1 protein-coding gene is annotated in these 544 nt (G+C 57.0%); it reads right to left on the bottom strand.

What is annotated here, in order from left to right:
* Positions 1 to 544, bottom strand: a 544-nt coding sequence (locus ACY1JZ_RS26060; protein ID WP_462631690.1) for a carboxypeptidase-like regulatory domain-containing protein, incomplete at both ends; no start/stop codon positions are given.

A 544-nucleotide genomic window follows, 5' to 3' on the forward strand; every position in this document is an offset into this window, starting at 1 on the left:
AAGCTGCTTGAGCATAACGATCCCTACCGCCGTAATGTCTGCCGGAACCGTCTCCTCCGTCACACCGCCAGCTACATTCGCTTTCTGGGTGAACGCTACAGGAACCTCCGTTCCACCTACCTGGTACTTCTTCGTATACGTGATGGTGTAATCCGTATCGGCTACGGCTGGAGCCGAATACTCGCCCTTCTCGTTCGTTACCGTCTCCGTCGACTTGCCCGTCTTCAGATCGGTCACGGTGAGCGGCGCATTCGGAATGACTTCTCCCGTATTGTTGTCGCGCAGCACCCCTTCCAGATAAGGGCGAACGGTCACATAGTGTGCCTCAGCCACCTGCTTCTCTGGTATGGTGCCTGTGCGAACAAGACTTGCAGGATCGGTCACATAGCCATCTGCCGTGTATGCTTCCTGAGTCACCGTGTACGCCAGATACGTTGGCAGTCCTTGCACGACGAGCGTCTGTCCATCGGTCAGCTCGAAGTGGTCGCCGCTCTTCAGCGTGCCCTTGCTGCCATCCGACTTCTCGTAGCCGTAGGAGGCATCT

It is taken from the genome of Paenibacillus sp. J5 (assembly GCF_054955055.1).